This window comes from Streptomyces sp. NPDC104367 (assembly GCF_055583825.1).
In genome coordinates, this window is record NZ_JBVJND010000022.1 from 148,672 (window position 1) to 171,880 (window position 23,209).

The following is a 23,209-nucleotide window of genomic DNA, read 5'->3' on the forward strand; positions in this document are numbered from 1 at the left end:
CCCCGGCGCCCTTGCTGCCGGGGCCGTACGGGGGCGGCTCAGCGCGGACCCTGGATCACCGAGAAGAGCGCGCCCTCCGGGTCCGCCACCGTCGCGACCCGGCCGTGCGCGCTGTCCCGGGCCGGCCTCACCACCCGCCCGCCGAGCGCGGTGGCCTCGCGCAGGGCGGCGTCCGCGTCGGCCACCTCGAAGTACGTCAGCCAGTGCGGCCCCCGGTCCCGGGGCAGCGAGAGCCCGACACCGTGGATGCCGGCCACCGGGCGGCCCCCGACGTGCAGCGTCACGTAGTCGAAGCCGGGGGAGACCACCGGCTCCTCCTCGTACCCGAACACCGTCTCGTAGAACTTGGCGACGCCCGCGGTCTCGAAGGTGAGCAGCTCGTTCCAGACGGGCGAGCCGGGGACACCGGTGACGGCCGTGCCCAGGTGGGCCGAGCCCTGCCAGATGCCGAACACCGCGCCCGCGGGGTCGGAGCCGATGGCCAGCCGCCCGGCCTCGGCCGCGTCCAGCGGGCCGACCCCCACCGTGCCGCCGCACAGCCGGGCCGTCTCGGCCGCCAGGTCCACGTCGTCCGAGGCGAAGTACGGCGTCCAGGCGACCGGCAGCGGCCGGTCCGGCGGCAGCTGCCCGATGCCGGCCACCTCGCGCCCGTCGAGCAGGGCCCGGACATAGGGGCCGAGCTGCTGCGGGCCGGGCTGGAACTCCCAGCCGAACAGGGTTCCGTAGAACTCCTCGGTCGCGGTCAGGCCGTGCACCATCAGACTCACCCAGCAGGGGGTGCCGGGCGCGCGCCGAGCGTGCGTGCCGCCGTTCGCGCCCGCCGATCCCCGTACCTCGGTCATCGTCACTCTCTCCTCGGCCCCTCAGGTGGCCGTGTCGCTTGCGCCGTCCGGACCGGTCGCGCCGCAGCCGCGGGCACGCCCTGTGCCGGTGCCCGCACCCTCCGTGGCGCCCGGTGCCCACGGCTGTGGGGCGGCAGCGCCGCGAGGATGCCTGCTCTGCCGCTTTCCCGCCCGTTTCCGGTCGCTTGCCGCCGGGTGTCCATCAGCTGTACAGCATGTGCCCGATCCCGTACGCCCGGTGATCGAGGCTGTCCGGCCGAGCAGAGTAGTCGTACCTGGACGATGCGGCCACCCCTGGCGTAAGGATGGGGCCATGGAAGCCATCATCGCCGCAACCGAACTCGCCGACGACCTGGCCGGTCCCAACCCGCCGGTCCTGCTGGACGTCCGCTGGCAACTGACCCCGCCCGGCGCGCCGGGCTTCGACGGCCGCGCCGCCCACGCGGCCGGGCACGTCCCCGGCGCCGTCTTCGTGGACCTGGACGAGGAACTGGCCTCGGCGCCCGGCGGGCACGGCCGCCATCCGCTGCCCGACCTCGCCGTCTTCGGTGCGGCGATGCGCCGCGCGGGCGTCTCGGCGGCCCGGCCGGTCGTCGTGTACGACGGCGGGCAGGGCTGGGCGGCCGCCCGCGCCTGGTGGCTGCTGCGCTGGACGGGTCACCCGGACGTGCGGGTCCTCGACGGCGGGTTGCCGTCCTGGGAGGGCGTTCTTTCGACCGACGCGATCGACCCGGACCGCGGCGACTTCGAACCGGTGCCGGGGGCCGCGCCGCTGCTCGACGCGGACGGGGCGGCCGGACTGGCCCGCTCGGGGGTGCTGTTCGACGCCCGCGCGGGGGAGCGGTACCGGGGTGAGGTGGAGCCGATCGACCGGGTCGGCGGGCACATCCCCGGGGCCGTGTCGGCGCCGACCACGGAGAACGTCGGCCCGGACGGCCGCTTCCTGCCGGCCGCCGAACTCCGCGACCGCTTCAAGGGTCTGGGCGCCGCGGAGGGTGCCCAGGTCGGCGTGTACTGCGGCTCCGGTGTCTCCGGCGCCCACGAGGTGCTGGCGCTGGCCGTCGCGGGCATCCCGGCGGCGCTGTACGTCGGTTCGTGGTCGGAGTGGTCCTCCGACCCGTCCCGCCCGGTGGCGGTCGGTCCCGACCCGCAGTAACACCGGCCGGGAGAAGTCAGCCGAAAGAGGGGCACGCGTGCGTGCCCCTCTTTTCGTACCGGCTCGACCGGTACCGGCCCGCGACCGGTACCGGCCCGCGCCTACTCCTGCTTCTTGCGCCGTGTGCCGAAGACGATCTCGTCCCAGCTGGGCACGGCGGCCCGGCGGCCGGGGCGGACGCCGTCGGCCTCGGCCTGGCGGTCGGTCGAGCCGATCAGCCGGTCGCGGTGGCCGCCGACGGAGCGGGGCATGAGGACGTCCGCGTAGGCGGAGCCGGCCGAGGCCGCCGGGGCGGGGGGTTCCTCCGCCACCGGTTCGGTGACGGGTTCCTCCGGCTGGGGCTCCACCGGGCGCTCCGGGACCACCATGTCGCCCCGGAAACTCGGCACCGCCTCCAGCAGGCTGGTCAGCGAGTCGCGCTCGGCGACGCCCTCCTCCACCGGTTCGGACGCCTGCGCGGGCAGGGCCAGCCGCTCCCGGTCCGGGGTGCGGTCCAGCGGCCGGTCGCGCGGCAGCCGTGCGATCCGCGGCACGAACGGAAAGCTGGGCTCGGGCACGGCCAGGTCGTCGGACTCGCCGATCAGCGAGCGGGCCTCCTCGTCGACGGCCTGGACGAGCCGCCGGGGCGGGTCGTAGGTCCAGCTCGCCGAGTGCGGTTCGCCCGCGACCAGGTAGACGAGCAGCACCTCCCAGGTGCCGTCGTCGCGGCGCCAGGAGTCCCACTGCACGGTGTCCTTCTCGGCGCCGCGCAGCACCAGCCGCTCCTGCACGGCCTCGCCGAGCGGCGGACCGGAGTTCTCGCCGGGCCTGCGGACCGGGGTCTTCCGGGCCCGCTCGGCCATGAAGGCGCGCTCGGCCAGTACCGGACCCTCGAAGCGCCGCACCCGGTCGACGGGGATCCCGGCGAGTTGCGCGACCTCTTCCGCGGTCGCACCCGCTCGTATCCGCGCCTGGATGTCTCGGGGCCGCAGATGGCTCTCGACCTCGATCTCGATCTGACCGAGCCGGGGCCGGTCGCCGCGCACGGCGGCCCGGAGCCGTTCGTCGATCGGAAGGGTGTACTCCGTTGAGTCGGCAGCCTTGAGCACCAGCCGTGTGCCGTCATTTGAGACGGCCACGACACGCAGTTCGGGCATGGGGACCTCCCGGGTGGTGCCTGCCGACGTCACGTGCGTCGCTGCTTCCACTAGTCGAGTGTGGCCTGCCCGGGTGCAGCCTGCCACAACCTTGCCGAGTTGCCCGGCGTGTCGGGCACGGGCCCGGGAACGCCGTTATGGCACGGTTACCTATTCACAACGCTAAGTGACGAACTCTGTCACCCTGTGCAACCAGTCCCCTCCCGGCGGTCCTGCAAGGCCCCGGACGCCCTGGCGGGAGACCGGACCCAGGGCTCGCAACGGTACTCCATTTGGGCCACGTGCGTGGATTGGCGCGCGCCCAAGTTCTGGCAACAACCGTTCTTCGGCCCCCTGTTGCCCATCTCGGGCGATCTTGAACGTGGCGTACTTCACGCAATGCGCAGAAACGGAACTAATGGTTTCGCTCGTACGTCCCCTTCTTGTGCAGTCGTTCGAACAAGTACGGGAAGGGCAGGCAAGGTTCGGGAATGCGTGAAAGGCCCGGTTCCGATGACCAGACCAGCGCGGTGGAGGAGGTGAGGAGTGGTCCGAGGCGGATCGACCTCAGCGTGCCCCAGGTCGCGGGCAGCGCGGTGGCGGCGGTGGTGGCCGCCAAACTCGCCTCCTACTTCGGGGTGTACGGCACGATCCTCGGCGCCGGACTCGTCAGTGTGGTCGCCACCTGCGGCGGCACGCTGTTCCAGCACTTCTTCCGGCGCACCGGCGAGCAGTTCCGGGACGCCACGACCGCCGTCCGCCCCCGGGAGCAAGCGCCCCCGGCGGCCGGCGGGTTCACAGCGGGCACCCTCCACCGCTCCCGGGCGCGGGCCCGGCGCCGTCCGCTGCTCGCGGCCGTCCTGGTGTTCGCGGTGACCATGGCCGGCATCACGACCTACGAACTGGTCTCCGGCGACAGCTTCAGCGGCGGCTCCGGTACGACGGTCAGCGGCGCGGTCACCGGCGGCACCGGGTCCTCGAAGTCGTCCGGCACCACGGACCCGTCCGGTTCCCCGGCCCCGAAGTCCGACGACGGCACGACGACTTCACCCGATCCGGCGTCCCCGGAGCCGTCCTCGGCGTCGTCCTCCGCACCCTCGTCGTCCTCGTCGTCCTCGTCGGACGGGCCGAGCACCTCCGCGGGTGACGGCGCCGGCGCCGCGACCCCGTCCGCGAGCGGTGAGCCGGACGCGACCTCCGCGCCGGACGCCTCCACGGCTACGGACCCAGCACCCTCCGCAAGTAGTCGTTCTGGAACAGCCGGTCCGGATCAAGCCGATCCCGCAACGCCGTGAACTCGCCGAAGCGCGGGTAGACCCCGGAGAGGTACTCCGCGTCCCTGGTGTGCACCTTGCCCCAGTGCGGGCGGCCCTCGTGCGCGGTGAAGATGCGCTCGGCAGCGGTGAAGTACGCCTGGTAGGGCGTGCCCCGGAACATGTGCACGGCGATGTAGGCGCTGTCCCGGGCGGAGGCGGTGGACAGCGCGATGTCGTCGGCCGGGGCGGTGCGGACCTCGACCGGGAAGTTGACCCTGAGACCGGAACGGTCGACCATCTCCCGCAGTTCCCGCAGCGTGTCCACCAGTGCCTCGCGCGGGACGGCGTACTCCATCTCCACGAAGCGCACCCGGCGCGGCGAAGTGAAGACCTTGTACGGGATGTCCGTGTAGGTCCGCGCGGACAGCGCCGTGCTGGATATCCGGGCGATCGCCGGTACGACGGCGGGCGCCGCGCGGCCGGCCAACTGGGCCGCGTGGAAGACGCCGTTGGAGAGGAACTCGTCCTCGAACCAGCCGGCCAGCCGGCTCACCGGCTCCGGCGGGCCCGCGCTGCGGTTGTTGCGCTTGGTGTTGGTGTTGCCGGTGTGCGGGAACCAGTAGAACTCGAAGTGCTCGTTCTCGGCGCGGAGCTGGTCGAACTCGGAGAGCACCCGGTCCAGCGGCATCGGCTCCTCCCGCGCGGTGAGCAGGAAGATCGGTTCCACGGCGAAGGTGATCGCGGTGACGATGCCGAGGGCGCCGAGACCGACCCGCGCGGCCGCGAAGACCGCGCGCTCCTCCTCGGACCCCTCCGGTGAGCAGGTCAGCACCGAGCCGTCGGCGGTGACCAGTTCCAGCGCCCTGATCTGGGCGGCGAGCGAGCCGGACTCGCGGCCGGTGCCGTGCGTGCCGGTGCTGGTGGCCCCGGAGACCGTCTGCTCCATGATGTCGCCCATGTTGGTCAGCGACAGGCCCTCGCGGGCCAGGGCGATGTTGAGCCGCTTGAGCGGGGTGCCGGCCTCGACCGTGACCGTCATGGCCTTGCGGTCGATGTCGCGGATGCCGGTCAGCAGCTGGGGGCGGATCGAGACGCCGTCCGTCGCGGCGATGGCGGTGAAGGAGTGGCCGCTGCCGACCGGCTTCACCTTCAGGCCGTCCTCCGCCGCCTGCCGTACGGCCGCGGCCAGCTCGTCCACGGAGGCGGGCGTGACCTCCCGCGCGGGGCGGACGGTGACATTCCCTCCCCAGTTACGCCACGTGCCGTTCTTCCCGCTCGCTGTGCTGCTCAACGGTGCCTCCCCGACGCGCGACCGGCCTGTTCAGCCGGCGGTACCCGAGGAAACCGACCGCGACCGCGACGGCTCCGGAGACGACCGGAACCCCGTACCCGGCGCGGGCACCGGCAGCGTCGATCACCCAGCCGGCGACCGAGGAGCCGAGCGCCACCCCGACCGCGAGGCCGGTGCTCACCCAGGTCATGCCCTCGGTGAGCTTCGCGCGAGGTACGTGCTCTTCGATGAGGGACATGGTCGTGATCATCGTCGGCGCGATGGACAGACCCGCAACGAACAGCGCCACGGCCAGAAGCGGCAGGTTTCCGACCAGTAGGAGGGGGATCATACTCACGGCCATCGCGCATATGCCCAGCAGCCACCTGCGTTCGGGCTTCCCCGCGAACCGCATCAGCCCGAAGACCGCGCCGGCCAGGCAGGAGCCCGCCGCGTACAGGGCCAGGACGATGCTGGCGGCGCCCTTGTGGCCGCGTTCGTCGGCGAAGGCGACGGTCACCACGTCGACCGCCCCGAAGATCGCTCCGGTGGCCACGAACGTCGCCACCAGCACCTGGAGGCCGGGGGCGCGCAGCGCCGAGCCGCTGCCGTGGTGCTCGCGCGGGTGCGGCTTTGGCTCGGTGGCCCGCTGCGCGGTCAGCCACAGGACGCCGACGGCGAGGAAGCAGGCGGCCAGCAGCGGCCCCGCCTCGGGGAACCAGGCCGTGGACAGGCCGATCGAGATGATCGGCCCGAAGATGAAGCACACCTCGTCGACGACGGACTCGAACGAGTAGGCGGTGTGGAGCTGCGGGGTGCCCCGGTAGAGGGCGGCCCAGCGGGCCCGGATCATCGCGCCCAGGCTCGGCACCGCGCCGATCCCGGCGGCGCACACGAACAGCACCCAGTCCAGCCACTCGTAGCGCGCGGCGAACAGCAGCCCGGCCGCGGCCACCAGGGCGAGCAGGGTCGCGGGGCGCAGCACGCGGGCCTGGCCGTACCGGTCGACCAGCCGGGACACCTGCGGGCCGATCGCGGCGGCGGACAGCGCGATGGTCGCCGACAGGGCGCCGGCCAGCCCGTACCGTCCGCTGATCTGGGAGATCATCGTGACCACGCCGATGCCCATCATGGACAGCGGCATCCGGCCGACGAAGCCCGCGGCGGAGAAGCCCTTGCTGCCGGGTGCGGCGAACAGGGCGCGATAGGGGGTGGGCACGGGTGTCTCCGGCGGCTCGTACTCGGTAAGGCGTGATTGCGGCTGATACAGCTTACGAGTAAGGGAACCCTCATGCACCCGCTCGGCCCTGGGGAAAATCCGCCCGAATCCGACTCTTCACCCTCCTGTTTCCGGCCGGTCAGTGCCGGGTGACAGGATCGGCTCATGCCAGACGTGCTCGATGCCACCCCCTACGACGCCCTGCTCCTGCTCTCCTTCGGCGGCCCGGAAGGCCCGGACGACGTGGTCCCGTTCCTGGAGAACGTGACCCGCGGGCGCGGTATCCCGAAGGAACGTCTGAAGGAGGTCGGGCAGCACTACTTCCTGTTCGGCGGGGTCAGCCCGATCAACGACCAGAACCGCGCCCTGCTGGACGCCCTGCGCAAGGACTTCGCGGGCCACGGCCTGGACCTGCCGGTCTACTGGGGCAACCGGAACTGGGCGCCGTACCTGACGGACACCCTGCGCGAGATGGTCGCCGACGGCCGCCGCCGCATCCTGGTCCTCGCCACCAGCGCCTACGCCTCCTACTCGGGCTGCCGCCAGTACCGCGAGAACCTCGCCGACGCGCTGGCCGCGCTGGAGGCCGAGGGCCTCGAACTGCCGAGGGTCGACAAGCTGCGGCACTACTTCAACCACCCCGGCTTCGTCGGCCCCATGGCCGACGGGGTGCTGGAGTCCCTCGCCGGCCTCCCCGAGGACGTCCGCGCGGGCGCCCACATCGCCTTCACCACCCACTCCATCCCGACCGCGAGCGCCGACACCTCCGGCCCGGTGGAGACGCACGGCGAGGGCGGCGCGTACGTCGAGGAGCACCTGGACGTGGCCCAGCTGATCGCCGACGCGGTCCGCGAGCGCACCGGCGTCGACCACCCCTGGCGGCTCGTCTACCAGTCCCGCTCCGGGGCCCCGCACATCCCGTGGCTGGAGCCCGACATCTGCGACCACCTGGAGGAGCTGCACGGCGCCGGGGTCCCGGCCGTCGTCATGGCCCCCATCGGCTTCGTCTCCGACCACATGGAGGTCATCTACGACCTCGACACGGAGGCCACGGCCAAGGCCGCGGAACTGGGGCTGCCGGTCCGGCGGTCCGCGACCGTGGGCGCCGACCCGCGGTTCGCCGCCGCCGTGCGCGAACTGGTCCTGGAGCGGGCGGCCACGGAGAGCGGGCGGCGCGTCACGCCCTGCGCCCTGGGCGCGCTCGGCGCGAGCCACGACGTCTGCCCGGTCGGCTGCTGCCCGGCCCGGGCCCCGCGCCCGGCCGCCGCGGGCACCGACAGCCCCTACGCGTGAGGAACCCCGTGACCGACCCCCTGCACAAGGACCTGCTGGAGCTCGCCCGGGAGGCGGCCGCCCGCGCGGGCGAGCTGCTGCGCGACGGCCGCCCGGCCGACCTCGCCGTCGCCCGGACCAAGTCCAGCCCGATCGACGTGGTGACCGAGATGGACATCGCGGCGGAGAAGCTGATCACCGACCTGATCTCCGGGCAGCGGCCGGACGACGGCTTCCTCGGCGAGGAGGGCGCGTCCACCGAGGGCACCAGCGGGATCCGCTGGGTGATCGACCCGCTCGACGGCACGGTCAACTACCTCTACGGGCTGCCGACCTGGGCCGTCTCCATCGCGGCCGAGCAGGACGGCGAGACCGTGGTCGGCGTGGTGGCCGCGCCGGTGCGGGGCGAGACGTACCACGCGGTACGGGGCGCCGGGGCCTTCGCCACCGGGGCGTGGGAGGGCGAGCGCGCGCTGCGCTGCCGCCCCGCGGCTCCCCTGGAGCAGGCGCTGGTCTCCACGGGCTTCAACTACGTCACGCAGGTCCGCACCCACCAGGCCGAGGTCGCCGCCCGGCTGATCCCGCTGCTGCGCGACATCCGGCGCAGCGGGTCGGCGGCGATCGACCTGTGCGACCTGGCCTGCGGCCGGCTGGACGGCTACTTCGAGCGCGGGCTGAACGCCTGGGACTGGGCAGCGGGCGACCTCATCGCCCGCGAGGCGGGCGCCCTGACCGGCAGCCGCCCCGGAGAACGCCCCTCCCGCGACCTCACGGTCGCCGGCACCCCCGGCGTCTTCGAGCCCCTCCAGCGCCTCCTGGAGGACTTCGGAGCCTGGCACGACTGACACCGGCCGGGACCGACCGGGATCCGGTCGCCCCCGACAGGAGTCGAACGCCGTCGCGGGGGAAGGGATCAGGTACGGGCAGGGCCCCGGCGCTGGATTCGCCGGGGCCCTGTCCGCGTGCTGCGGGCTGATCAGACGCTGGTCGCGCCGACCTCCACACCGTGTTCGGCGGCGAGGCGGCGCAGGTCGTCGAGCTCGGCCTGTTCCACTTCGACGAGGAAGTCGTCGCCCTCGTCACGAGCCCGGGTGATGTCGGACTCGGTCGCCTTTATGCGCTGCAGAAGTCCCGTCGTGAATGCGTCCATGCTGCGCCCCCTCGTCCAGGGTCGTGGGTCGGTGGCACGGGGGTGTGCCGTAGGAAGGGGCGATCACGTCTCTCGCGGGTGCCCAGCGCTGCCCTGCCAGGCGGCGGCGCTGCCGGACACCCCCATTGTCCGCTCTGCTGTAGCGGCGACGTACGTACCGCATGGTGCTGCGGCACATGCAGAGCGTGATCGCGGGGTGTACATGCCGTCCTCCCCCCGCTCCCTTCCGTGGAAACCTCAACCGCAGGAGAAAATCTCGCATTCCCGCCCGGCGGCCTTCGATCCGGCCGTCCGCGCCCCCGTCTTACTGCCGACTTATGGCCGAAAAGGGCAGGATGGAGGTCACACACCCCATGAAGACCCCTGCCCGCGTGCGCCGATGGGCGCTACGCGGGTGGACAGAGGAAGGACAAGCGACGTGCGCGTACTCGTCGTCGAGGACGAGCAACTGCTCGCCGATGCGGTGGCCACCGGACTGCGCCGGGAGGCCATGGCCGTCGACGTCGTGTACGACGGTGCGGCCGCCCTGGAGCGCATCGGCGTCAACGACTACGACGTGGTCGTCCTCGACCGCGACCTCCCCCTCGTGCACGGCGACGACGTCTGCCGCAGGATCGTCGAGCTCGGCATGCCCACGCGCGTGCTGATGCTCACCGCCTCCGGCGACGTCAGCGACCGCGTCGAGGGCCTGGAGATCGGCGCCGACGACTACCTCCCCAAGCCCTTCGCGTTCAGTGAGCTCATCGCGCGCGTGCGCGCCCTCGGCCGGCGCACCAGCGTGCCGCTGCCGCCCGTCCTGGAGCGCGCCGGCATCAAGCTCGACCCGAACCGCCGCGAGGTCTTCCGCGACGGCAAGGAGGTCCAGCTCGCGCCGAAGGAGTTCGCCGTCCTGGAGGTCCTGATGCGCAGCGAGGGCGCGGTGGTCTCCGCCGAGCAGCTGCTGGAGAAGGCGTGGGACGAGAACACCGACCCCTTCACCAACGTCGTGCGGGTGACCGTGATGACCCTGCGCCGCAAACTGGGCGAGCCGCCCGTGATCGTCACCGTCCCCGGCTCGGGTTACCGGATCTGATGAACGTGGCCACCACTCCCGCGCCGCCGCAGGCACCTCCCAAGCCCACCTGGGACCCCCGCAGGCCGCAGCCCGCCTTCCCGTGGCTGCGGCCGACCATCCGCATACGGCTCACCCTGCTGTACGGCGGCATGTTCCTGATCGCCGGCATCCTGCTGCTGTCGATCATCTACCTGCTCGCGGCCCAGGCCATCAGCACCGGGAACCAGCCGTTCTTCAAGATCATCGACGGCACCCAGATCAAGATCTCCAGTGACAACTGCCCGGCGATCACCGGCTCCACCAACCTGCAGATCTCGGACTTCAACGCCGCGATCGCCCAGTGCGTGGACCACCAGCGCCAGGCGGCCCTGGACAACCTGCTCAGCCGTTCGCTGCTGGCCCTGCTGGGCCTGGCCGTGATCGCCTTCGCGTTCGGCTACGCGATGGCCGGCCGGGTGCTGTCCCCGCTCGGCCGGATCACCCGCACCGCCCGAGCGGTGGCCGGCTCGGACCTGTCCCGCCGGATCGAGCTGGACGGCCCGGACGACGAGCTCAAGGAGCTCGCCGACACCTTCGACGACATGCTGGAGCGCCTCCAGCGGGCCTTCACCGCCCAGCAGCGCTTCGTCGGCAACGCCTCCCACGAGCTGCGCACGCCCCTGGCGATCAACCGCACGCTCCTGGAGGTGCACCTCTCCGACCCGGGCGCCCCGGTGGAGCTCCAGCAGCTCGGCAAGACGCTGCTGGCCACCAACGAGCGCAGCGAGCAGCTCGTGGAGGGCCTGCTGCTGCTCGCCCGCAGCGACAACCAGATCGTCGAGCGCAAGCCGGTCGACCTGGCCGAGGTCGCCTCCCAGGCCGTCGACCAGGTGCACGCCGAGGCCGAGGCCAAGGGCGTGACGATCAGGGGGCAGCGCAAACCCGCGGTGGTCCAGGGCAACGGCGTGCTGCTGGAGCGGATCGCCCTGAACCTGGTCCAGAACGCGGTGCGGTACAACGTGCCCGAGGACGGCTGGGTGGAGGTCGCCACCGAGGTCCGGCACGGCCAGGCGGTGCTGTCCGTCACGAACACCGGGCCGGTGGTTCCGGCGTACGAGATCGACAACCTCTTCGAGCCCTTCCGGCGGCTCCGCACCGAGCGCACGGGCAGCGACAAGGGCGTCGGCCTGGGCCTGTCCATCGTCCGGTCCGTGGCCCGGGCGCACGGCGGCCACATCGCGGCGCAGCCCCGTGAGGGGGGCGGACTCGTGATGCGTGTCACCCTGCCGATCTGACCGTTTTCCAGATCGTGACACACGCGGGCGATGTTCGCTATACGCGGAATTTTCGGGCGGCGTGGCACCCACACCTGTGTGTGATCGATCACATGCGCGGATTTCCGGCCATCTACTCTCCGTGATCATGGCTGGGGGAATAAAGCCGGGAAAATCCCTGTTTTCAGGGGACTTGATCACGGGAAGTACAGGGTGAGGCGCCTTTGAGGTGACTCGACAAGACCGTGTACGGTCCCCATCGCCATCCAACCTGATCACTCCTGAGGGGTCCGGTTGGGTGTCGATTGAGTAACAGACCTTGATGTGAGGCAAAATCTCCGCCTCAGGTCGGGCACAAGTCCGGCCTCTCACGCGTTACGTGCGCTGGAGACACCGCAGACACCCAGAGGGGGAGAGCGACATGGCAACCGATTACGACACTCCACGCAAGACCGACGACGACGTCGACTCGGACAGTCTTGAAGAGCTGAAGGCCCGGCGGAACGACAAGTCCACCTCGGCGGTCGACGTCGACGAGTTCGAGGCCGCAGAAGGCCTGGAGCTGCCCGGCGCCGACCTCTCGAACGAGGAACTGGCCGTCCGGGTGCTGCCGAAGCAGCAGGACGAGTTCACCTGCATGAGCTGCTTCCTGGTGCATCACCGCAGCCAGCTGGCCCGGGAGAAGAACGGTCAGCCGATCTGCCGCGACTGCGACTGAGGGCGGGTCGGGCATGACTGGCTCGACCCCACCTCGGAAGCGCCGCTTCCCCCTGCCGGGAGCGGACTCGGGGCCGTCCGACGGCCCACGCGCGCGGGACGTCGAGCGGGGCTCATCCGATCCGGGAGCCTCGCTCGAACCGGCGGCCGGCCGGGGTGACCTCCCGGCGTCGGCGGAGCAGCCCGCGCCCGTCGCCAGGCGACGGGCCGCGGCGATCCGTGGCAAGGCCGTGGATCTGGCCCGGGAAGGGGCCCGCAAGGGCGGCAGCCGGGCGAAGGCGGGGCTGTCCTACCTCGCGGACCGGATCATCGAGATCGCCCCGCGTATCCCCGTACGCGACCTCGCGACCCTGCGTCGGCAGTTCCCGGGCCTCGGGCCCGAGCAGCTCGCCGACAAACTGGTGGCGGGCGCGGCGGGCGCCACCTCGGCGGTCGGGGCCGGAGTGGGCGCGGCCGCGATGCTGCCGGTGCCGCCGGCGATGCCGACCGAGCTGGCCGCGGAGATCACCGGCGTCGCGGCGATCGAGCTCAAGCTGATCGCCGAACTCCACGAGGTCTACGGCGTACGGCCGCCGGGGAACGTGAAGGCCCGCAGCACGGCGTATCTGTCCTCCTGGTCGGGGGAGCGCGGGATCGACGTGATGAAGCCGTCGACGATCAACAACGCCCTCGGCGGGCAGATGAAGCGCGAGCTGCGCCAGCAGATCATGAAACGGGTGGTGCGCGACCTGCCCAACCTGATGCCGTTCATGGTCGGTGCGGCCGTCGGGGCGGTCATGAACCGCCGGGACACCAAGAAGCTCGCCGCGCGCATCCGCGCGGACCTCAGAAAGATCCAGGTGCCCTGGGACGAGCTGTCCGGGCTGCCGCCGCTGGAGAAACCGGCGGAGCCGCTGCCGATCGCCGAGCTCCCCGAGGACTTCGGCGGCTGACCGGCCGCCTAGCTCGCGCTCTTCGCCGCCTCGATGGCCGCCGCCAGGGCCTCCGGCTCCCGGGTCGACAGGTACAGGTACGGCGTCGGGTCCTCCGGGTCGGTCACCTCCACGCGCAGGGCCGTGGGGATGTAGGCGCGCAGCAGCAGGAAGGCGCGCACATCGGCCTTGTAGGTGCGCCAGGCGCGCGCCTCCTCGGGGTCCAGCACCTCCGACGCGCCCAGCGCCGACACCGGGATCTTCGCCTCGCCCGCGATCAGCGAGTCGCCGACGATCCGGATCCGCTGGGAGCCGTAGGAGCTGGCCACCACCGCGGCCGCCGCCGTGCCGCCGACCAGGCCGCCGAGCGCCGGCAGGGTGCCGAAGGGCAGCAGGATCAGCGCGAACGAGACACCGACCAGGAAGCTGATGAACCACCACGACCGGGGGGCGGTGAGGCGTTCTTCGTACGGGGTGGCGGAGAGCTGCATGGAGCCAAGCTTGGCACGGTGTCCGGATTCACCGGACGCGCGGGTAAGGTCTGCGGCTGTGAGTGGTAGTTCCGCAGCTCTTCAGCCTCCCGCCAGTGCCCGGAAACCGGTGCGGCACCCCGACGCCCCCGCGCCCGGCGAGCTCATCGGCGCACACTACGAACAGTGTTTCGGATGTGGTCACGAGCAGTCGCACGGCCTGCACCTGGAGGCACGGGCCGGCGAGGGGGTCTCCCTCACCGCCGAGTTCACCGTGCGCCCCGCCCACCAGGGCGCCCCGGGCCTCGCACACGGGGGCGTCCTCGCCACCGCCCTGGACGAGACGCTCGGCTCGCTGAACTGGCTGCTGCGGAAGATCGCCGTCACCGGACGGCTGGAGGCCGACTTCGTCCGGCCCGTGCCCGTGGGCACCACGCTGCACCTGGAGGCCGAGGTCGTCGCCGTGGCCGGCCGGAAGATCTACTCCACCGCCACCGGGCGCCTCGACGCCCCCGGAGGGCAGGTAGCCGTCCGCGCGGACGCCCTGTTCATCGAGGTCCCGGTCGAGCATTTCGTCGACAACGGCCGTCAGGAGGAGATCCGGGCCGCCATGAGCGACCCGGACCAGGTCCGGCGCGCCCGCGCCTTCGAGGTGAACCCGTGAGCCCCGCCCCCCTGCACGTGCTGCTCCGCCGCGTCGACCCCGACGTACCGCTTCCGGCGTACGAGCGGCCCGGGGACGCGGGGGCCGATCTGCGGACCACCGAGGCGTGCGAGCTGGCGCCGGGGGAGCGGGCCGTGCTGCCCACGGGGGTGTCGATCGCGCTCCCGGAGGGGTACGCCGCCTTCGTGCACCCGCGGTCGGGGCTCGCGGCCCGGTGCGGTCTGGCTCTCGTGAATGCCCCGGGGACGATTGATGCCGGGTACCGTGGGGAGATCAAGGTGATCGTGGTGAATCTCGACCCGCGCGAGGCCGTGCGGTTCGAGCGCTTCGACCGGATCGCCCAACTGGTCGTCCAGCAGGTCGAGAGGGTCCGCTTCCAGGAGGTGGCGGAACTTCCCGAATCGGCGCGGGCCGAGGGGGGCTTCGGGTCCACCGGCGGTCATGCGGCGGTGGGCGGCGCGAGCGGCACAAACGGTCAGGCCGCCGAGGGCGGTCCGACGGGTGGGAATCGATACGCTTCGGTCGTATCCGACCGGGAAGGACAGTGACGTGTTCGGACGTCGCAAGAAGAAGGGTGCCGCCGAGGACGCGGCCGGCGAGGCCGAGCAGGTCGTCGACAGCGTCGACACCGAGGCGGACGAGGAAGAGGGCGAGCGCGAGCGCGTGCGCCTGGAACCGGAGCCCCGGCCCGACGGCCCGTGGGACGACACCGAGGTGCGCGAGCCGGGCGAGGGGCGGGTGGACCTCGGCGGTCTGTTCGTGCCCGGCGTCGACGGGATGGAGCTCAGGGTCGAGGTCGCGGGCGACGCGATCGTCGCGGCGACCGTCGTGCTGCGCGACAGCGCCGTCCAGCTGCAGGCCTTCGCCGCGCCCAAGCGCGAGGGCATCTGGGGCGAGGTCCGCGAGGAGATCGCGACCGGCATCACCCAGCAGGGCGGCATCGTCGACGAGGTCGAGGGTCCGCTGGGCTGGGAGCTGCGGGCCCAGGTGCCGGTGCAGCTGCCGGACGGCACCAGCGGCTTCCAGGTCGTGCGGTTCGTCGGCGTGGACGGCCCCCGCTGGTTCCTGCGCGGTGTGATCTCCGGGCAGGGCGCGGTGCAGCCGCAGGCCGCCGGGCTCCTGGAGCAGATCTTCCGGGACACCGTCGTGGTCCGTGGCGAGGGCCCGATGGCGCCCCGCGACCCGATCGTCCTGAAGCTGCCGAACGACGCCCAGATGGTCCCCGAGGGCGTCCAGCAGGAGGAGTCCTCGCGCTTCTCCGGCGGCATGGGCCAGCTCCAGCGCGGACCGGAGATCACCGAGGTCCGCTAGGCGACACGACGCACGGCATGGGCCGTACCCCGCACCGGGGTACGGCCCTTTCGCATGCGTGACCTCTTGACGCCGTATTGGTCTGTACCTACCGTCTCGGCTCAACGCGTCTGTTCATAAAGGCGCTTGACGTTCACATACGAGAACGGAAGGCCCCCGCACATGCGCAGAACCGCACTCCTCGCGGCCGTCGTCGCCCTCGTGGCCGCACTCCTGTCCTGGCCCGCCCAGGCCGCCCCCGCCGCCTTCACGCACCCCGGAGTCACCGTCTCCAGGTCGCAGCTGGACTTCGCCCGCGCCCAGGTGCTGGCCGGCGCCCAGCCCTGGAAGGCGGCCTACGACCAGATGATGGCCGGCAAGTACGCCGACCTGAACCGCACCCCCGCGCCCCGGGCCACGGTCGAGTGCGGGTCGTACTCCAACCCGAACCACGGCTGCACCGACGAACGCGAGGACGCGCTCGCCGCGTACACCGACGCACTCGCCTGGTACATCACCAGGGACGCGCGCTACGCCCAGAAGGCCATCCAGATCATGGACGCCTGGTCGGCCACCATCACGAGCCACACCAACAGCAACGCGCCCCTGCAGACCGGCTGGGCCGGCTCCTCCTGGCCCAGGGCCGCCGAGATCATCCGGTACACGTACACCGGCACCTGGACCGAAGAGGCCCGCTTCGCCACGATGCTGCGCGACGTCTACCTCCCCACCGTCATCAAGGGCTCCAACTCCAACGGCAACTGGGAGCTGAGCATGATGGAGGCCGCCGTCGGCATCTCCGTCTTCCTGGAGGACCGGACGTCGTACGACACGGCCATGGCGAAGTTCCGCACCCGCACGGCCGCCTACGTCTACCTGGCCTCCGACGGGTCGGTGCCGAAGACCGTGCCCGGCCAGAACCTCGACACCACCGCCAAGATCGTCGCCTACTGGCAGGGCCAGTCCACCTTCGTCACCGGCCTCACCCAGGAGACCTGCCGGGACCTCACCCACACCGGGTACGGCATCTCCGCGATCTCCCACATCGCCGAGACCAGCCGGATCCAGGGCGAGGACCTGTACGGCACGGACGTCGGCGAGCGACTGCGGCAGGCGCTCGGCTTCCAGTCCAAGTACCAGCTCGGCACCGCGGTCCCCAGCTGGCTCTGCGGCGGCTCCCTGACCCTCGGGCTGGGACCGGTCACCGAGGTCGGCTACAACGCCCTCCACAACCGCCTGGGCATCGCCATGACCAACACCCAGGCCCTCACCCTGGACAACCGCCCCGCGGGCACCAACAACCTCTTCGTCGCCTGGGAGACCCTCACCCACGGCGACAACCCCAACTGACCCGGACCCCCCCGGACCCCGGGCGCCCGCCCCCGGCCGGCACCCGGGGTCCGGGGCCGTCGCCGGGCCGTGCCATCAGGGTTGCGTCAAGGATGTCCGCCGACCCGCTCCGGGCCCCGTTCGACGGGATTGCCGGCCGTAAGGTCGACGCTGCGTAGGCGGCAGTTACGGGAAGACAATAGGACCATGGCACGCGGCAAGCTTCGGATCTACCTCGGCGCGGCACCCGGCGTGGGCAAGACCTACGCGATGCTCTCCGAGGCCCACCGGCGTGTGGAACGCGGCACCGACTGCGTCGTCGCCTTCGTGGAGCACCACGGCCGGCCGCGCACCGAGGTGATGCTGCACGGCCTGGAACACGTCCCGCGCCGGGACCTGGAGTACCGGGGCGCCCAGTTCACGGAGATGGACGTGGACGCCGTACTGCGCCGCGCCCCCGCCGTCGCCCTGGTGGACGAACTCGCCCACACCAACGTCCCCGGCTCCCGCAACGCCAAGCGGTGGCAGGACGTGGAGGAACTGCTGGCCGCCGGGATCGACGTCGTCTCGACCGTCAACATCCAGCACCTGGAGTCCCTCGGCGACGTCGTCGAGTCCATCACGGGGGTGCGCCAGCGCGAGACGGTGCCCGACGAGGTGGTCCGGCGCGCGGACCAGATCGAACTGGTCGACATGTCGCCCCAGGCGCTGCGCCGGCGCATGGCGCACGGCAACATCTACCAGCCGGACAAGGTCGACGCGGCCCTGTCCAACTACTTCCGCCCCGGCAACCTCACCGCCCTGCGCGAACTCGCCCTGCTCTGGGTCGCCGACCGGGTCGACGAGTACCTGAAGCAGTACCGCAGCGAGCACCAGGTCTCGGCGATCTGGGGCTCACGGGAGCGGATCGTGGTCGGCCTCACCGGCGGCCCCGAGGGACGGACACTGATCCGGCGCGCCGCACGGCTCGCCGAGAAGGGCGCCGGCGGCGAGGTGCTCGCCGTCTACATCTCCCGCAGCGACGGCCTGACCTCGGCCTCCCCCAAGGAACTCGCCGTCCAGCGCACCCTGGTCGAGGACCTCGGCGGCACCTTCCACCACGTCGTCGGCGAGGACATACCGGCCGCGCTCCTCGACTTCGCGCGCGGCGTCAACGCCACCCAGATCGTGCTCGGCTCCTCGCGCCGCAAGGCCTGGCAGTACGTCCTCGGACCCGGCGTCGGCGCCACCGTCGCCCGCGAGTCGGGACCCGACCTCGACGTCCACATCGTCACCCACGGCGAGGCCGGCAAGGGGCGCGGGCTGCCGGTCGCCCGGGGCGCGCGGCTCGGCCGCGGCCGGATCATCGCCGGCTGGCTGGTCGGCCTCGTCGGCCCCGCCGTCATGGCGGTGCTGCTGAACACCGTCGACCTCGGCCTCGCCAACGACATGCTGCTCTTCCTGACCTTCACGGTCGCGGCCGCACTGCTCGGCGGGCTCTTCCCGGCACTCGCCTCGGCCGCCTTCGGGTCACTGCTGCTGAACTACTTCTACACACCGCCCCTGCACCGGCTGACCGTCGCCGACCCCACGAACATCGTCGCCATCGTGATCTTCTTCGGGGTCGCGCTGTCCGTCGCCTCGGTCGTGGACCTCGCCGCCCGCCGCACCCACCAGGCGGCCCGGCTGCGCGCCGAGTCCGAGATCCTCTCCTTCCTGGCCGGCAGCGTGCTGCGCGGCGAGACCGGCCTGGAGGAACTGCTGGAGAGGGTCCGGGAGACCTTCGGCATGGAGTCCGCCGCCCTGCTGGAGCGGGCCGGCGACGTCGAGCCGTGGACCTGCGCCGGCCGGGCCGGCTTCGGCCCGGCCCTGGAACGGCCCGAGGACGCCGACGTGGACATGCCCGTCGGCGACCACATGGCGCTCGCGCTGACCGGCCGGGTGCTGCCCGCCGAGGACCGCCGGGTGCTCGCCGCCTTCGCCGCCCAGGCGGCCGTCGTCCTGGACCGTACACGCCTCCAGGAGGAGGCCGAGCGGGCCCGCGCGCTCGCCGAGGGCAACCGCATCCGTACGGCCCTGCTGGCCGCCGTCAGCCACGACCTGCGCACCCCGCTCGCCGGGATCAAGGCGGCGGTGTCCTCGCTGCGCTCGGACGACGTGGCATGGTCCGAGGAGGACCGGGCGGCGCTGCTGGAGGGCATCGAGGAGGGCGCCGACCGCCTCGACCACCTCGTCGGCAACCTGCTCGACATGTCCCGCCTCCAGACCGGCACCGTCACCCCGATCGTGCGCGAGACCGACCTCGACGAGGTGGTCCCGATGGCGCTCGTCGGCGTCCCCGAGGGCAGCGTCGACCTGGACGTCCCCGAGACCCTGACGATGGTCGAGGCCGACGCCGGGCTGCTGGAGCGGTCGGTGGCCAACCTGGTCGAGAACGCGGTCAAGTACAGCCCGTCCGACCGGCCCGTGCTCGTCTCCGCCAGCGCCATCGCGGACCGCGTGGAGCTGCGGATCGTGGACCGCGGACCCGGCGTGCCCGACGACGCCAAGGAACGCATATTCGAACCCTTCCAGCGCTACGGTGACGCTCCGCGCGGCGCCGGGGTCGGACTCGGGCTCGCGGTCGCCCGGGGCTTCGCGGAGGCCATGGGCGGCACCCTCGACGCCGAGGACACGCCGGGCGGCGGGCTCACCATGGTCCTCAGCCTCCGCGCGGCAGGATCGGTCACCGAAGCGGCGCAGGCCGTGGCGGAAACCTTGGCAGAACCGGAAAGGCAGGCCTCATGACCCGTGTGCTCGTGGTCGACGACGAGCCGCAGATCGTGCGCGCCCTCGTGATCAACCTCAAGGCGCGCAAGTACGAGGTCGACGCGGCCCCCGACGGCCGGACCGCCCTCGAACTGGCCGCCTCCCGCCACCCCGACGTGGTCGTCCTCGACCTCGGCCTGCCCGACATGGACGGCGTCGAGGTGATCAGGGGCCTGCGCGGCTGGACCCGGGTGCCGATCCTGGTGCTCTCCGCCCGCCACTCCTCCGACGAGAAGGTCGAGGCGCTCGACGCGGGCGCCGACGACTACGTCACCAAGCCCTTCGGCATGGACGAGCTGCTGGCCCGGCTCAGAGCCGCCGTACGCCGTGCCGAGCCGGTCGCCGGGGGCGGTGAGGACGACGTCCTGGTGGAGACCGAGGGGTTCACCGTCGACCTGGCCGCGAAGAAGGTCAACCGGGCCGGCCGGGACGTCCGGCTGACCCCGACCGAGTGGCACCTGCTGGAGGTACTGGTCCGCAACACCGGCCGGCTGGTCAGCCAGAAGCAGCTGCTCCAGGAGGTCTGGGGGCCGTCGTACGGCACGGAGACCAACTACCTGCGGGTGTACATGGCCCAGCTGCGCCGCAAGCTGGAGGCCGACCCGTCCCACCCGAAGCACTTCATCACGGAGCCGGGGATGGGGTACCGGTTCGAGAAGTGAGCCGCGGGTCCGGCCGGGGGGCCGGGGGTCGTCCCCCGGGGGATGCAGCATCACGGAGCCGGGGATGGGGTACCGGTTCGGGAAGTGAGCTGGACTACGGCGGTGTCGGTGTACCCCGGTACGCTTCAGACATGAGTGCTGTTCCCCGTTCCGAGAAGCCGGCCGGCCGGTTCCGGCGCATGCTCGACCGGCTCTCCTCCTCCCAGGAGGACCTGGAGTCGGAGGAGCTGCGCGAGGACGCCGACACCGCCGGCTGCATCCGGATCGGCGACTGCCAGGACCGGCAGATCGTCACGGTTACTGGTACCTTGCGCACGGTCACCCTGCGGCCGCGTGCCGGAGTGCCGGCCCTGGAGGCAGAACTCTTCGACGGCTCCGCCGCGCTGGACGTGGTGTGGCTCGGCAGGCGCTCCATCGTGGGCATAGAACCGGGGCGCAGGCTGATCGCATCGGGCCGGATCTCGATGAGCCGGGGCCGCCGCGTGCTGTTCAACCCGAAGTACGAACTGAGACCCCTCGGTAGGGAGTAGCCGGTGACGTCGCTCGACAAGCCGACCGAAGACACGCAGGCGCAAGACGCGCGGGCGGTGACCGAGGCCGCGCTGTTCGAGGCCTTCGGCGGCGTGCGCGGCATGGTCGAGACCGTCCTGCCGGGCCTGCTGTTCGTCACGATCTTCACCATCAACAAGGACCTGCACTGGTCGGCCATCGCCGCCCTCGCGGTCTCCGTGGTGCTGGTCGTGGTCCGCCTCGTGATGAAGGACACCGTGAAGCACGCCTTCAGCGGTGTCTTCGGCGTCGCCTTCGGTGTCGTCTTCGCGATGATGACCGGCAACGCCAAGGACTTCTACCTCCCCGGCATGCTCTACACACTGGGCCTGGCGCTGGCGTACATCGTCACGACCCTGTGCGGGGTCCCGCTGATCGGCCTGATCCTCGGCCCGGTCTTCAAGGAGAACCTCTCCTGGCGCACCCGCAACCCCGGTCGCAAGAAGGCCTACGCCAAGGCCAGTTGGGCCTGGGGCCTGATCCTGCTCGCCAAGTGCGCGATCCTCTTCCCGCTCTACTGGTGGGCCAACACCGCCCAACTCGGCTGGGTCCTGGTCGCGTTGAAGATCCCGCCGTTCCTGCTCGCCGTCTGGCTCACCTGGGTCTTCCTGGCCAAGGCGCCCGCGCCCATCGACGTGTTCGCGGAGATGGAGGCGGAGGAGAAGGCCGGGGAGGAGCGCAAGGCGGCCCTGGCCGCGGAGCAGGGCGAGGCCGCCGGCGGCCGCCACCGCAAGTAGCCGCCGACACGACGGAAGGGGCGCTCTCCGGGCGGAGAGCGCCCCTTCGGCACACGCGGTACGTCAGCCGTCCTCGCGCCGGACCGACAGCAGGTCCTCCAGCTGCTCCTCGCGGGCCTGGGCCGCCACGAAGAGAAGCTCGTCGCCCGCCTCCAGGGAGTCCTCCTTGGACGGGGTGAGCACGCGGGTGCCGCGGATGATCGTGACCAGCGAGGTGTCCTCGGGCCACTCCACGTCACCGACCTGGGTGCCGGCCAGCGCCGACTCCTCGGGCAGGGTCAGCTCGACCAGGTTGGCGTCGCCGTGGCTGAAGCGCAGCAGACGGACCAGGTCGCCGACCGACACGGCCTCCTCGACGAGGGCCGACATCAGACGCGGCGTCGAGACGGCGACGTCCACGCCCCAGGCCTCGTTGAACAGCCACTCGTTCTTGGGGTTGTTGACCCGGGCGACGACGCGCGGAACGCCGTACTCCGTCTTCGCGAGGAGCGAGACGACCAGGTTCACCTTGTCGTCGCCCGTCGCGGCGATCACGACGTTGCAGCGCTGCAGCGCCGCCTCGTCCAGCGAGGTGATCTCACAGGCGTCGGCCAGCAGCCACTCCGCCTGGGGGACCCGCTCGACCGAGATGGCGGTCGGGGCCTTGTCGATCAACAGGATCTCGTGGCCGTTCTCCAGCAGCTCGCCCGCGATCGAGCGGCCGACGGCACCGGCCCCGGCAATGGCGACCCTCATCAGTGACCGCCCTCCTCTTCAGGACCCCCGGCGAACGCGGCCTCGACCTTGTCGACCTCGTCCGTCCGCATCATCACGTGCACCAGGTCGCCCTCCTGCAGCACCGTCTGCGAGGTGGGCAGCATGGCCTCGCCGAGGCGGGTCAGGAACGCCACCCGCACGCCCGTCTCCTCCTGCAGCTTGCTGATCTTGTGGCCGACCCACTGGGGGGAGGCGTGCACCTCGGCGAGCTGGACCCCGCCGGTGGGGTCGCGCCACAGCGGCTCGGCACCCGAGGGCAGCAGACGGCGCAGCATCTGGTCGGCGGTCCAGCGGACCGTGGCGACCGTCGGGATGCCCAGGCGCTGGTAGACCTCGGCACGCTTGGGGTCGTAGATCCGGGCCGCGACGTTCTCCACACCGAACATCTCGCGGGCCACCCGGGCCGAGATGATGTTCGAGTTGTCCCCGCTGGAGACGGCGGCGAAGGCGCCGGCCTCCTCGATGCCCGCCTCGCGCAGGGTGTCCTGGTCGAAGCCGACCCCGGTGACCCGGCGGCCGCCGAATCCCGGTCCCAGCCTGCGGAAGGCGGTGGGGTCCTGGTCGATCACGGCGACCGTGTGCCCCTGTTGCTCCAGGGTCTGGGCGAGAGCGGAACCCACTCTTCCGCAGCCCATGATGACGATGTGCACGACCGTCCTTCCGGTGTCCAAAAGTTACTGCTCAGCCCCATCAGGGTCTCAGACCGGGGCCCAAGCTACACACGCACCGGCCCGGCCGGGCACCCCCCCG

The 23,209-nt window shown here is 71.9% G+C and carries 24 protein-coding genes; 16 read left to right on the forward strand and 8 right to left on the reverse strand.

Translation table 11 applies throughout. The annotated features are described in order from the left end of the window. Positions 1-38: 38 nt before the first annotated feature. Positions 39-842 carry a VOC family protein gene (locus ACZ619_RS29805; RefSeq protein WP_469605281.1) on the reverse strand — a complete coding sequence of 268 codons (804 nt, stop codon included), beginning with the start codon at positions 840-842 and terminating at the stop codon, positions 39-41. A 313-nt stretch (positions 843-1,155) separates the two neighbouring features. On the opposite strand from ACZ619_RS29805, the gene ACZ619_RS29810 reads away from it, so the two are divergent. Further along, positions 1,156-1,998, forward strand: a complete 843-nt coding sequence (locus tag ACZ619_RS29810; protein ID WP_469605284.1) for a sulfurtransferase — start codon at positions 1,156-1,158, stop codon at positions 1,996-1,998. A 101-nt stretch (positions 1,999-2,099) separates the two neighbouring features. Here the strand turns inward: ACZ619_RS29810 and sepH are convergent, their stop codons facing one another. After that, on the reverse strand, positions 2,100-3,134 hold the full coding sequence (gene sepH, locus ACZ619_RS29815) for a septation protein SepH (protein ID WP_469605286.1): 1,035 nt from the start codon (positions 3,132-3,134) through the stop codon (positions 2,100-2,102). Between the two features lie 470 nt (positions 3,135-3,604). Here sepH and ACZ619_RS29820 point away from each other — a divergent pair, with 470 nt between their 5' ends. Beyond that, positions 3,605-4,408 (forward strand): hypothetical protein, encoded by an 804-nt coding sequence (locus ACZ619_RS29820; RefSeq protein ID WP_469605289.1) that lies wholly within the window; start codon positions 3,605-3,607, stop codon positions 4,406-4,408. Here ACZ619_RS29820 and ACZ619_RS29825 read toward each other — a convergent pair. Further along, on the reverse strand, positions 4,332-5,660 hold the full coding sequence (locus ACZ619_RS29825; protein WP_469605292.1) for a D-arabinono-1,4-lactone oxidase: 1,329 nt from the start codon (positions 5,658-5,660) through the stop codon (positions 4,332-4,334). The two genes, ACZ619_RS29820 and ACZ619_RS29825, sit on opposite strands and share 77 nt — an antisense overlap. Next, complete coding sequence (locus ACZ619_RS29830) at positions 5,620-6,858, reverse strand: MFS transporter (RefSeq protein ID WP_469605295.1); 1,239 nt, start codon at positions 6,856-6,858, stop codon at positions 5,620-5,622. The genes ACZ619_RS29825 and ACZ619_RS29830 overlap by 41 nt, the downstream gene beginning before the upstream one ends. A gap of 165 nt (positions 6,859-7,023) precedes the next feature. Between ACZ619_RS29830 and ACZ619_RS29835 the strand changes: the two genes are divergently transcribed. Beyond that, positions 7,024-8,151, forward strand: coding sequence for a ferrochelatase (locus ACZ619_RS29835; protein WP_469605298.1), 1,128 nt, complete (start codon positions 7,024-7,026; stop codon positions 8,149-8,151). A gap of 8 nt (positions 8,152-8,159) precedes the next feature. After that, the gene (locus ACZ619_RS29840; RefSeq protein WP_469605301.1) at positions 8,160-8,975 is read left to right on the forward strand and encodes an inositol monophosphatase family protein; all 816 of its coding nucleotides are present in this window, start codon (positions 8,160-8,162) and stop codon (positions 8,973-8,975) included. Positions 8,976-9,106: 131 nt separating this feature from the next. Here the strand turns inward: ACZ619_RS29840 and ACZ619_RS29845 are convergent, their stop codons facing one another. Further along, positions 9,107-9,280: a hypothetical protein gene (locus tag ACZ619_RS29845; RefSeq protein ID WP_165939545.1), complete on the reverse strand. Its 174-nt coding sequence runs from the start codon at positions 9,278-9,280 to the stop codon at positions 9,107-9,109. 418 nt (positions 9,281-9,698) lie between these two features. On the opposite strand from ACZ619_RS29845, the gene ACZ619_RS29850 reads away from it, so the two are divergent. From ACZ619_RS29850 to ACZ619_RS29865, 4 genes are all read left to right on the forward strand, one after another. Further along, entirely contained in the window at positions 9,699-10,352 is a 654-nt protein-coding gene (locus ACZ619_RS29850; protein WP_007387794.1) for a response regulator transcription factor, read from the forward strand. Positions 10,353-10,357: 5 nt separating this feature from the next. After that, positions 10,358-11,608: a sensor histidine kinase gene (locus ACZ619_RS29855; protein ID WP_469605304.1), complete on the forward strand. Its 1,251-nt coding sequence runs from the start codon at positions 10,358-10,360 to the stop codon at positions 11,606-11,608. A gap of 400 nt (positions 11,609-12,008) precedes the next feature. Continuing rightward, a complete protein-coding gene (locus tag ACZ619_RS29860; RefSeq protein WP_005481602.1) occupies positions 12,009-12,305 on the forward strand; it encodes a DUF4193 domain-containing protein in 297 nt (98 codons plus the stop codon). A gap of 13 nt (positions 12,306-12,318) precedes the next feature. Continuing rightward, positions 12,319-13,236: a hypothetical protein gene (locus tag ACZ619_RS29865; protein WP_469605307.1), complete on the forward strand. Its 918-nt coding sequence runs from the start codon at positions 12,319-12,321 to the stop codon at positions 13,234-13,236. An 8-nt stretch (positions 13,237-13,244) separates the two neighbouring features. Here the strand turns inward: ACZ619_RS29865 and ACZ619_RS29870 are convergent, their stop codons facing one another. Next, the gene (locus ACZ619_RS29870; RefSeq protein WP_469605309.1) at positions 13,245-13,706 is read right to left on the reverse strand and encodes a DUF3093 domain-containing protein; all 462 of its coding nucleotides are present in this window, start codon (positions 13,704-13,706) and stop codon (positions 13,245-13,247) included. A 58-nt stretch (positions 13,707-13,764) separates the two neighbouring features. Between ACZ619_RS29870 and ACZ619_RS29875 the strand changes: the two genes are divergently transcribed. The 8 genes from ACZ619_RS29875 to ACZ619_RS29910 all read left to right on the forward strand — a co-directional run bounded on the left by ACZ619_RS29875 (position 13,765) and on the right by ACZ619_RS29910 (position 21,703). Then, positions 13,765-14,349 (forward strand): PaaI family thioesterase, encoded by a 585-nt coding sequence (locus ACZ619_RS29875; protein ID WP_469605311.1) that lies wholly within the window; start codon positions 13,765-13,767, stop codon positions 14,347-14,349. After that, a complete protein-coding gene (gene dut / locus ACZ619_RS29880) occupies positions 14,346-14,897 on the forward strand; it encodes a dUTP diphosphatase (RefSeq protein ID WP_469605314.1) in 552 nt (183 codons plus the stop codon). Before ACZ619_RS29875 ends, dut begins: the two co-directional genes overlap by 4 nt. Position 14,898: 1 nt before the next feature. Then, on the forward strand, positions 14,899-15,660 hold the full coding sequence (locus ACZ619_RS29885; RefSeq protein WP_469605316.1) for a DUF3710 domain-containing protein: 762 nt from the start codon (positions 14,899-14,901) through the stop codon (positions 15,658-15,660). A 162-nt stretch (positions 15,661-15,822) separates the two neighbouring features. Continuing rightward, positions 15,823-16,989 carry an alginate lyase family protein gene (locus ACZ619_RS29890; RefSeq protein ID WP_469605319.1) on the forward strand — a complete coding sequence of 389 codons (1,167 nt, stop codon included), beginning with the start codon at positions 15,823-15,825 and terminating at the stop codon, positions 16,987-16,989. Positions 16,990-17,175: 186 nt separating this feature from the next. Further along, positions 17,176-19,734 (forward strand): ATP-binding protein, encoded by a 2,559-nt coding sequence (locus tag ACZ619_RS29895; protein WP_469605322.1) that lies wholly within the window; start codon positions 17,176-17,178, stop codon positions 19,732-19,734. After that, on the forward strand, positions 19,731-20,417 hold the full coding sequence (locus ACZ619_RS29900; RefSeq protein WP_360488783.1) for a response regulator: 687 nt from the start codon (positions 19,731-19,733) through the stop codon (positions 20,415-20,417). Before ACZ619_RS29895 ends, ACZ619_RS29900 begins: the two co-directional genes overlap by 4 nt. Positions 20,418-20,548: 131 nt before the next feature. Then, positions 20,549-20,947, forward strand: a complete 399-nt coding sequence (locus tag ACZ619_RS29905; protein WP_132850601.1) for an OB-fold nucleic acid binding domain-containing protein — start codon at positions 20,549-20,551, stop codon at positions 20,945-20,947. A 3-nt stretch (positions 20,948-20,950) separates the two neighbouring features. Further along, positions 20,951-21,703, forward strand: a complete 753-nt coding sequence (locus ACZ619_RS29910) for a DUF3159 domain-containing protein (RefSeq protein WP_469605325.1) — start codon at positions 20,951-20,953, stop codon at positions 21,701-21,703. A gap of 63 nt (positions 21,704-21,766) precedes the next feature. On the opposite strand, the gene ACZ619_RS29915 is transcribed toward ACZ619_RS29910, so the two are convergent. Further along, positions 21,767-22,438 (reverse strand): potassium channel family protein, encoded by a 672-nt coding sequence (locus ACZ619_RS29915; RefSeq protein ID WP_469605327.1) that lies wholly within the window; start codon positions 22,436-22,438, stop codon positions 21,767-21,769. After that, entirely contained in the window at positions 22,438-23,109 is a 672-nt protein-coding gene (locus ACZ619_RS29920; RefSeq protein ID WP_469605330.1) for a potassium channel family protein, read from the reverse strand. Before ACZ619_RS29920 ends, ACZ619_RS29915 begins: the two co-directional genes overlap by 1 nt. Between the last annotated feature and the right edge of the window lie 100 nt (positions 23,110-23,209).

Bases quoted from the DNA above. Each gene is read 5' to 3' on its own strand.
- ACZ619_RS29805 (WP_469605281.1), bottom strand. From the start codon at position 842: ATGACCGAGGTACGGGGATCGGCGGGCGCGAACGGCGGCACGCACGCT.
- ACZ619_RS29810 (WP_469605284.1), top strand. From the start codon at position 1,156: ATGGAAGCCATCATCGCCGCAACCGAACTCGCCGACGACCTGGCCGGT.
- sepH (WP_469605286.1), bottom strand. From the start codon at position 3,134: ATGCCCGAACTGCGTGTCGTGGCCGTCTCAAATGACGGCACACGGCTG.
- ACZ619_RS29820 (WP_469605289.1), top strand. From the start codon at position 3,605: ATGCGTGAAAGGCCCGGTTCCGATGACCAGACCAGCGCGGTGGAGGAG.
- ACZ619_RS29835 (WP_469605298.1), top strand. From the start codon at position 7,024: ATGCCAGACGTGCTCGATGCCACCCCCTACGACGCCCTGCTCCTGCTC.
- ACZ619_RS29845 (WP_165939545.1), bottom strand. From the start codon at position 9,280: ATGGACGCATTCACGACGGGACTTCTGCAGCGCATAAAGGCGACCGAG.
- ACZ619_RS29860 (WP_005481602.1), top strand. From the start codon at position 12,009: ATGGCAACCGATTACGACACTCCACGCAAGACCGACGACGACGTCGAC.
- ACZ619_RS29865 (WP_469605307.1), top strand. From the start codon at position 12,319: ATGACTGGCTCGACCCCACCTCGGAAGCGCCGCTTCCCCCTGCCGGGA.
- ACZ619_RS29870 (WP_469605309.1), bottom strand. From the start codon at position 13,706: ATGCAGCTCTCCGCCACCCCGTACGAAGAACGCCTCACCGCCCCCCGG.
- ACZ619_RS29890 (WP_469605319.1), top strand. From the start codon at position 15,823: ATGCGCAGAACCGCACTCCTCGCGGCCGTCGTCGCCCTCGTGGCCGCA.
- ACZ619_RS29895 (WP_469605322.1), top strand. From the start codon at position 17,176: ATGGCACGCGGCAAGCTTCGGATCTACCTCGGCGCGGCACCCGGCGTG.
- ACZ619_RS29900 (WP_360488783.1), top strand. From the start codon at position 19,731: ATGACCCGTGTGCTCGTGGTCGACGACGAGCCGCAGATCGTGCGCGCC.
- ACZ619_RS29905 (WP_132850601.1), top strand. From the start codon at position 20,549: ATGAGTGCTGTTCCCCGTTCCGAGAAGCCGGCCGGCCGGTTCCGGCGC.
- ACZ619_RS29915 (WP_469605327.1), bottom strand. From the start codon at position 22,438: ATGAGGGTCGCCATTGCCGGGGCCGGTGCCGTCGGCCGCTCGATCGCG.